General features: G+C 40.2%; 8 protein-coding genes. 6 read left to right on the top strand and 2 right to left on the bottom strand.

Features of this window, described 5'->3' with window-relative positions:
* Positions 1-240: 240 nt before the first annotated feature.
* From FJ218_10390 to FJ218_10415, 6 genes are all read left to right on the top strand, one after another.
* The gene (locus FJ218_10390; protein MBM4167309.1) at positions 241-1023 is read left to right on the top strand and encodes an inositol monophosphatase; all 783 of its coding nucleotides are present in this window, start codon (positions 241-243) and stop codon (positions 1021-1023) included.
* Positions 1024-1068: 45 nt separating this feature from the next.
* On the top strand, positions 1069-2436 hold the full coding sequence (locus FJ218_10395) for a M20/M25/M40 family metallo-hydrolase (GenBank protein MBM4167310.1): 1368 nt from the start codon (positions 1069-1071) through the stop codon (positions 2434-2436).
* A 9-nt stretch (positions 2437-2445) separates the two neighbouring features.
* Positions 2446-3660 (top strand): hypothetical protein, encoded by a 1215-nt coding sequence (locus FJ218_10400; GenBank protein MBM4167311.1) that lies wholly within the window; start codon positions 2446-2448, stop codon positions 3658-3660.
* A 75-nt stretch (positions 3661-3735) separates the two neighbouring features.
* Positions 3736-4119 (top strand): Co2+/Mg2+ efflux protein ApaG, encoded by a 384-nt coding sequence (apaG, locus tag FJ218_10405; protein MBM4167312.1) that lies wholly within the window; start codon positions 3736-3738, stop codon positions 4117-4119.
* A gap of 147 nt (positions 4120-4266) precedes the next feature.
* The gene (locus FJ218_10410; GenBank protein MBM4167313.1) at positions 4267-4548 is read left to right on the top strand and encodes a hypothetical protein; all 282 of its coding nucleotides are present in this window, start codon (positions 4267-4269) and stop codon (positions 4546-4548) included.
* A gap of 187 nt (positions 4549-4735) precedes the next feature.
* On the top strand, positions 4736-5380 hold the full coding sequence (locus tag FJ218_10415) for a hypothetical protein (protein MBM4167314.1): 645 nt from the start codon (positions 4736-4738) through the stop codon (positions 5378-5380).
* A 182-nt stretch (positions 5381-5562) separates the two neighbouring features.
* Here FJ218_10415 and FJ218_10420 read toward each other — a convergent pair whose 3' ends face one another.
* Positions 5563-7416, bottom strand: coding sequence for a carbon starvation protein A (locus FJ218_10420; GenBank protein ID MBM4167315.1), 1854 nt, complete (start codon positions 7414-7416; stop codon positions 5563-5565).
* Between the two features lie 122 nt (positions 7417-7538).
* Positions 7539-7772: YraN family protein (locus FJ218_10425; GenBank protein MBM4167316.1), on the bottom strand; the 234-nt coding region annotated here is incomplete at its 5' end.

Genomic DNA, 7772 nt, shown 5'->3' on the forward strand with positions numbered 1-7772 from the left:
AACCCGTTGTGTGAATTAAAATTGCCACGAACTTTAGTTCGTGGTTAAAATTTCTATTGTTTATGGCTTTAGCCGAACAATAACAATTTGTTTTTGACTAAAGTCAGTTTTAATCTGTACCGTACTCCACGACTTAAAAGTCGTGGCAATTAAAAATTTAAATTTTCAAGGTTTTCAACAAAATCTAATTCACACAACAGGTGAGAAAACTGATTATTCGTTTTTCGTTTTGATATAAATATGTTAAACATTGCCATCGAATCTGCAATAGAAGCGGGAAAATTTCTTAAACAGAGTTTAGGAAAAATAAAAAACATTGAACGCAAATCTGGAGAAGAGCGCAATCTTGTAACGAACATTGATAAACAAGCGGAAAAAATGATTGTGCAAAAAATTCAACAACATTTTCCTTTGCACAATATTCTCGCGGAAGAAGGAGCAACGGGAAATAAAAATTCTGATGTGTGTTGGATTATTGACCCGCTCGATGGAACAACAAATTTTACACACGGCTTTCCAATTTTTTGCGTTTCGATTGGAGTCGAAAAAAATGGCGAACTTATTTGCGGAGTTGTGTACGACCCGAATCGCGATGAACTATTTGTTGCAGAAAAAAATACGAGAGCAACATTGAACGGAAAAAAGATTTCAGTTTCAACAACAGATAAACTTATTTCCAGTTTGCTCGTTACCGGGTTTCCGTACAACATCACGGAAAACCCAATGAACTGTGTTCAACATTTTCAACATTTTTTGTACGAAGCGCAAGCGGTTCGTCGTCTCGGCTCTGCTGCGTTGGATTTATGTTATGTTGCCTGCGGGAGATTCGATGGATTTTGGGAAGTTGCTCTCAATCCGTGGGATATGGCAGCGGGCGTTTTACTGATTAAAGAAGCAGGAGGAAGCATTTCCGATTTCTACGGCAAACAACATAATATTTTTCAAAAAGAAATTCTTGCTTCTAATGGTTTAATCCATCAAGAAATGTTGAAGGTTATAAACAAAGCGATACAAACACATTGATGGTATATCGTAAATAACGTAATGTATTTCACTTTTCACTACTCTATGAATAAAATTTTTCCTGTTCTTGTGTTGTATGCTTTCATACACACTCATTCTTTCAGTCAATCAAAACGTATGTATGATTCCCTCGCACGTTCCATTATTACGTACGGTTTAACTTCGGGAAAAGCGTATGAAATGCTGAATGAACTTTGTTTCTCCATTGGACACCGGTTATCCGGTTCGCCTCAAGCAGCACAAGCAGTTGAATGGAGCGCAAACAAAATGCGGGAATATTCGTTGGACAACGTTCGCCTTGAATCATTATACGTTCCTCATTGGATTCGCGGACCAATTGAAGAAGCATCAATTCTCGATAAAGAAATACATAGACCTCTTACGGTTTGCGCATTAGGAGGAAGCATAGGAACGTCTTCAGAAGGAATTACCGCAGCAGTACTCGAAGTAAAAACATTTGAAGAATTACACTCACTCAAAGAGTTTGCGAAAGGAAAAATAATTTTTTTCAATCGTCCGATGCCAAAAGAAAAAATTATGCCGTTTGAAGCATACGGAAGCGCAGTCAATCAACGAGGAAGCGGAGCAATAGAAGCCGCAAAAGTCGGAGGAGTTGCCGCACTTGTTCGTTCAATGACAATGCGGCTCGATGACGTTCCGCATACAGGTTCGATGGGATACAATGATACTGTCAGAAAAATTCCATCCGCCGCAATTAGCACGAATGATGCAGATATGTTGAGCGCTTTTCTTTCGAAAGAAAAAAATGCTATGGTGAATTTAAAACTGTCGTGTGAAACGTTGCCCGATGTTCTTTCAGCAAATGTTCTCGGTGAAATAATTGGTTCCGAAAAACCGGAAGAAATTATTCTCGTTGGCGGACATCTCGATAGTTGGGACAAAGGACAAGGTGCGCATGATGATGGTGCTGGATGCGTTCAATCCATTGAAGCATTACGAATAATACGAGAACTCGGATTGCAACCGAAACGAACAATTCGCGCTGTGCTTTTTATGAATGAAGAAAACGGTTTGCGCGGAGGAAAACACTATGCTCAATTCCATTCCAATGAAAAACACATTGTTGCTGTTGAAACGGATGCCGGTGGATTTTCTCCGCGGGGATTTGGTATTTCAACGGATTCGGTACGTTTTGAAAAAATTGCTCGCTGGTCGTATTTATTTGAATCTATTGACGCAGATAATTTTAAGAAAGGCGGTGGCGGTGCAGATATTTCTGAACTTGCAAAACATGGAGTTCCTGTTATGGGGTTGCGCGTTGACGCACAACGATATTTCGATTATCATCATTCCGACAACGATACATTCGATAAAGTGAATGAACGTGAACTGGAACTCGGCGCAATTGCATTATCCATACTTCTGTTTGTTCTTGCTGAAGAAGGATTGTAAGCATTCGAAATGAAAGAACAAGAGAAAATTATTATTCAACTGCGTCATTCACTCGATGGAGATGCTTGGCATGGACCATCATTGCTTGAACTTCTTTCTGATGTGAATGCAGAACGCGCTTACGCAAAACCGATTTCTTCCGCACATAGCATTAGAGAAATTGTATTGCATATTTTAACGTGGATACGTGTTGTTCGTAAAAGAATGGACGGAATAATTTGTGAACCGACAAATGAAGAAAATTGGCAAGGAGTTGTTGATACAAGTGAACAATCGTGGAAACAAACACTTCTCGATGTGAAAACGGCAAATGAAACGTTGTGTGAACGAATTTCACAACTCAACGACGAAGCATTGGAACAAAACATTGAAGGAAAAAATTACACTTTGTACACTATGTTACATGGAGTTGTGCAGCATACTATCTACCATGCGGGACAAATTGCATTGCTCAAAAAAGCAAAACGAAAAATTGATACGGTAACTATTTTCAATGCAGTGGAAAACAGTGATATTGAGAAAGTTCAAGAATTATTGCGCAATGATTCATCGCTCGTGCATTCTCTGGGTGGGTATCAAAAAACACCTTTACATTTTGCGGCAGAAAATAATCGAAAAGAGATTGCGCAACTACTCATTGATGTAGGTGCAAATCTTGAAGCGGAAACATCATGGGGAATGACTCCGCTTGCGTGGGCTGTGAACTGTGGCAATAACGACGTAGCAGAATTATTGTTATCACAAGGAGCAACAACGAATTTGTGGATATCTTCGGGCTTTGGAAATCTTGACTCAGTGAAATCTTTTTTTCATGCGGATAATTCGTTGAAACATGAATCTGCACAATCTCGCGTTGGGAAAAATGAAATCGGTGATTGGATGAAACTTCCTCCGTCTGAAGTTGAACACGAAATAATTTCCGACGCATTCTATATTGCGTGTAGAAACGGAAATGTAGATGTTGCTGATTATTTACTGGCGAAAGGAGCGGATATCAATTTCAGAGGTTTTTTTGGCGCAACAGGATTGCATTGGGCTTGCATCAATGGACATACACGAATTGTAAAATTTCTACTTCAACTTAATGCAAACGTCTCTTTGATTGACGAAGAGTTTCAATCAACGCCGTTGGAATGGGCAAGAGAGGGAAAGAATGAAGAAATACTTGTTTTACTTGAACAGTATCTTGCACAGCATCAACCTATCAAAGAAACAAATCCATAACAAACGTTCGGCTCGAGTGCGCCAAATCCATTTTTCATTTTCATTTCACACTTCATTCATACTCCTCCCCTATCAATGACACATTACACTGCAACAACAGAACAAATCACTATAACAGTGCGACCTATCTATCTTGCAGGTCAATCGGATATTATCGCACACAAATTCGTCTTTGCGTATTTCGTACGAATCGAAAACCATAGCGAACAACCAATTCAACTACTGCGAAGACATTGGTTTATTTACGATTCTTCCGGTGATATGAAAGAAGTAGAAGGCGCAGGTGTCGTTGGAATGCAGCCGATTATCTTACCGGGAAAAGCGTATGAATACAATAGTTTTTGCATTCTGGAATCGTTCGAAGGATATATGGAAGGAACGTATTTGTTCCTACGAAATAACGGCGAACAGTTTTCTACAACTATTCCTCGCTTTACGTTACGAGCTATGGCAAATTAACATACGTTGCACAACTTTTTCTCCTCTCATTAGTCTAATTCCTAAACAGTCAAAACTGATGGCGCAAAACGACCACGAACTTATTCAAAAAGCACGTCGAGGTGATACAATGCGTTTGAACAACTTGTAGTTCGCTACGATAGACAAGTGCTGTCAATCGCATCGAAATACACAAACAATCAAAATGGTTTTTACATTGCGCCATTATCACGGATTCAAACTGAAAGAAATCTCGACAACGTTTTTTCACTCTCTCGGACTTACTATGTAAATGCCGAACAAGGACTTGACTATACAAATATTTTTTCCATTCTCACTATCCGCGAAACAGAAGAAATCAGCATTGGTCACGCCATTATTGCTCACGCCGCATTTGTCGTTTTATTTGAAGCAGTAAAGGAAATGGCAAGGATTGTAAAGAAGATTTAGTCTGAAAAGTTTACGCTGAATTTTTCAGACACTTTCAACAACACCAATACTCTTGCGGAGAAAAGTTTGTATTTGTTCTTCCAAAAAAACTTTCTTAAGTTTTGCCCGACAATTTTTACACTTTGCCCAAAGCACAAGAATATTTTTCTTTTTGGAAAATTGATGCGCAGGAAGAAAGTGAATTACTATGAAAGCAGATATTAGAAAGAAAATAATGGAGGTACCACATTTATCTACCCAAAAAAAGGAGAAAATAACCATGAAGAGCATTATTTGTCATTGTTTATCATTCTTTATAATCGCAACGTTCTTATCATCTTGTAACGGTGAAAAAGAAAAAGGGTTTAACCTCAGATTCTCATCACCACCTCCCACTATTGATCGTTCGACACCCGACAGATTAATTCGATCAACTTGGAGTTACTATTCATGGCTTACATCAATTACTAATGATTCAACTCTTTTACCTTCATTCTTATCTGATCGGGCAAGATACGCATTACTCGAACGAACGCGGAAGGAAAAGTTAGAATCAGCCAAGGCTATTGAGAAGTATGACATTTTAAAAGTGAGCACTGAAACTGAGAGTCGTGCGACCGTCATTGCGTGGGAAGACAAGGACACTCTATCTTATATTCTCACTAATCCTGGAAACGGATGGCTTGTAGATGATCGACAAGTTAAATGCTGGAAATGTTCTGGTTCTGGGAAAGAGACTGACTATGAATCATGGAAAACAGACCTATATTCTTCAGTGGAGCCCAAAAAAACTTGTACATCATGTGATGGTAGGGGAGTCAGAAGTACATACTATTCACACACAGAAAAATAAATGATGAGTTTTCAAGCACAAACCGACATTCAATAACACACAAAAGTACAACGCTCAGATATAGGTATCTGCAATTCTGCGTTGTCAGAACTAACATCCTAACAAACCTACTTAAAGCAAAGAGAGTAGGTAAAAAACCTTTGCTTTCAAAGGAATACCAAACATTCTATACTGCTTTTTTACTAACAACACCCATACTCCTTTGGCGAAAAGTTTGCGTCAGTTGCGTACACAATTTTTCCTGCAATCGTAAATTCTTTTTTCACTAATACTTTATACCATCGGCGAAATGCTTCGAGTAAAACAATAACAGCGCATACCATCATAATTGCCGTGAGTGTTGTGTTGATATAACCTTGCACTTGCGTTTTCGGATTTTGTGCGAGCGGCAAAAAATTATCGAAAATATTTTCCCACCCTGCAATCAGCGTTGTCGTGGAAACAAACAACATCGGCACGAGCGTAACCCAAACGTATTTTACTTTTCCCGCATTGATAATCGCCGATGTTGCAACAGCGAGCGCAACTCCCGCAAGTAACTGATTCGCCGTTCCGAACATTGGCCAAATCGTGCTGATACTTCCCGCATAAATAAAATAACTCCACGATACCACAACTACAAATGTGGAAACAAGTGAGCCGACAAGCCAATCCGTGCGTTCAAATCGTTTCCAGATTTTTCCGACAAACTCCTGCACGAGAAATCTTCCCACGCGCGTTCCCGTATCAATCGTCGTGAGAATGAACAGCGCTTCAAACATAATTGCAAAGTGATACCAGAACGACATCAGATTTGTCATTCCCGGAATAGAAGAAAAAATTTGCGCGAAACCAACGGCAAGCGAAACTGCACCGCCGGGTCTTCCTGCAACGTTTTCTCCCACTTCCCGCGATAATGTTTCTAAGTTGACAGGGTTAAGTCCAAGCGCAGCAAATTTTTCCGGTGAAACATTTATCGCAAAATAATCTGCGGGAAAAAGGGAACTCGATGCAATCAATGCGATTATTCCAACAAGCCCTTCCATTAGCATTGCGCCGTAGCCAATCATTCGCGCATCGGATTCTTTGTTCAACATTTTTGGTGTTGTGCCGGAAGAAACGAGCGAATGAAATCCTGAAATCGCGCCGCATGCAATCGTAATAAACACAAACGGAAAAATTTTCCCCGGAATAATTGGTCCGCCGCCATCAATGAATTCTGTGAACGCCGGCATTTTCAAATCGGGATGAACGATAATTACAGCGAGAACGAGAAATGCGATTGTTCCGATTTTCATATACGAACTTAAATAATCGCGCGGACAAAGCAAGAGCCACACGGGAAGAACCGATGCGATAAATCCGTACGATGCGATGGAAAAAATTATTCCTTCGCGAGAAAGAGTAAAGTACGGCGCGAGAAATGAATCGGGAATCCAACTTCCTGCAATTACAGAAATGAATACTCCGATAACGCCGATGAAACTTGCTTCGGCAATTTTTCCCGGACGAATTTTATACATCCACAAACCGACGAACAACGCAATCGGAATCGTCATTGCAATCGTAAACGTTCCCCACGAACTTTCACGCAATGCATTCACCACAGCGAGTCCAAGTCCTGCAAGAGCGATAACGACGATAAATAAAATTGCGATTGAACCAACTGCGCCGGCAAGCGGGGAAACTTCATTGCGTGCAATTTCGGCGAGTGATTTTCCTTTGCGGCGAATGGATGCGGCGAGAATAACAAAATCGTGAACTGCTCCGCCGAGACAAACGCCGATGAGCAGCCACAAAAATCCGGGAAGAAATCCGAATTGGGTTGCGAGCACGGGACCGATGAGCGGACCTGCGCCGGAAATCGCGGCAAAGTGATGACCGAACAACACCCACTTATTTGTCGGATGATAATTTTGTCCGTCGTTAAATTCGTGCGACGGTGTGATGCGTGTATCGTTGAGTGCGACTACTTTTGCGGCGATGAATGCGCTGTAGTAACGATATGCGATTGCCATTACGAGAAGCGCGATGAGGATGAGGGGAAGAGCGTTCATAGAATTTTACATTTTATATTTTAGATTGGGATAAGATGGAGTCCACCTTGCTTAATAGAATCATTGCATCTTAAAAACTTTACGTTGGTATTAAAAAAAGGTGGACTCCATCTTTCCGCATTTTAAAATGCTTCTATTAAATGTCGAATTTGTATTTCTCCGTTGTTGTTTTCAATTGCGATTACGTCGAAGCGAGATTCTTTGAATTGAATTTCGGGATGTTTGAATAAAAATCCTTCGGCAGTTTTGCGAAGTGCTTGTTGTTTCTTCGGCGTAATGGATTCTTCAGGAGTTCCGTGTGAATCGTTTGTTCGTGCTTTTACTTCAATAAATACAAGTATGGAATTATCTTTCGC

Source organism: Ignavibacteria bacterium (genome assembly GCA_016873775.1).
Taxonomy (GTDB): domain Bacteria; phylum Bacteroidota; class Ignavibacteria; order UBA10030; family F1-140-MAGs086; genus JAGXRH01.

What these genes read in the sequence shown, in the direction of transcription:
- FJ218_10390 (MBM4167309.1), top strand. Translation starts at nt 241, where the DNA reads ATGTTAAACATTGCCATCGAATCTGCAATAGAAGCGGGAAAATTTCTT.
- FJ218_10395 (MBM4167310.1), top strand. Translation starts at nt 1,069, where the DNA reads ATGAATAAAATTTTTCCTGTTCTTGTGTTGTATGCTTTCATACACACT.
- FJ218_10400 (MBM4167311.1), top strand. Translation starts at nt 2,446, where the DNA reads ATGAAAGAACAAGAGAAAATTATTATTCAACTGCGTCATTCACTCGAT.
- apaG (MBM4167312.1), top strand. Translation starts at nt 3,736, where the DNA reads ATGACACATTACACTGCAACAACAGAACAAATCACTATAACAGTGCGA.
- FJ218_10420 (MBM4167315.1), bottom strand. Translation starts at nt 7,416, where the DNA reads ATGAACGCTCTTCCCCTCATCCTCATCGCGCTTCTCGTAATGGCAATC.
- FJ218_10415 (MBM4167314.1), top strand. Translation starts at nt 4,736, where the DNA reads ATGAAAGCAGATATTAGAAAGAAAATAATGGAGGTACCACATTTATCT.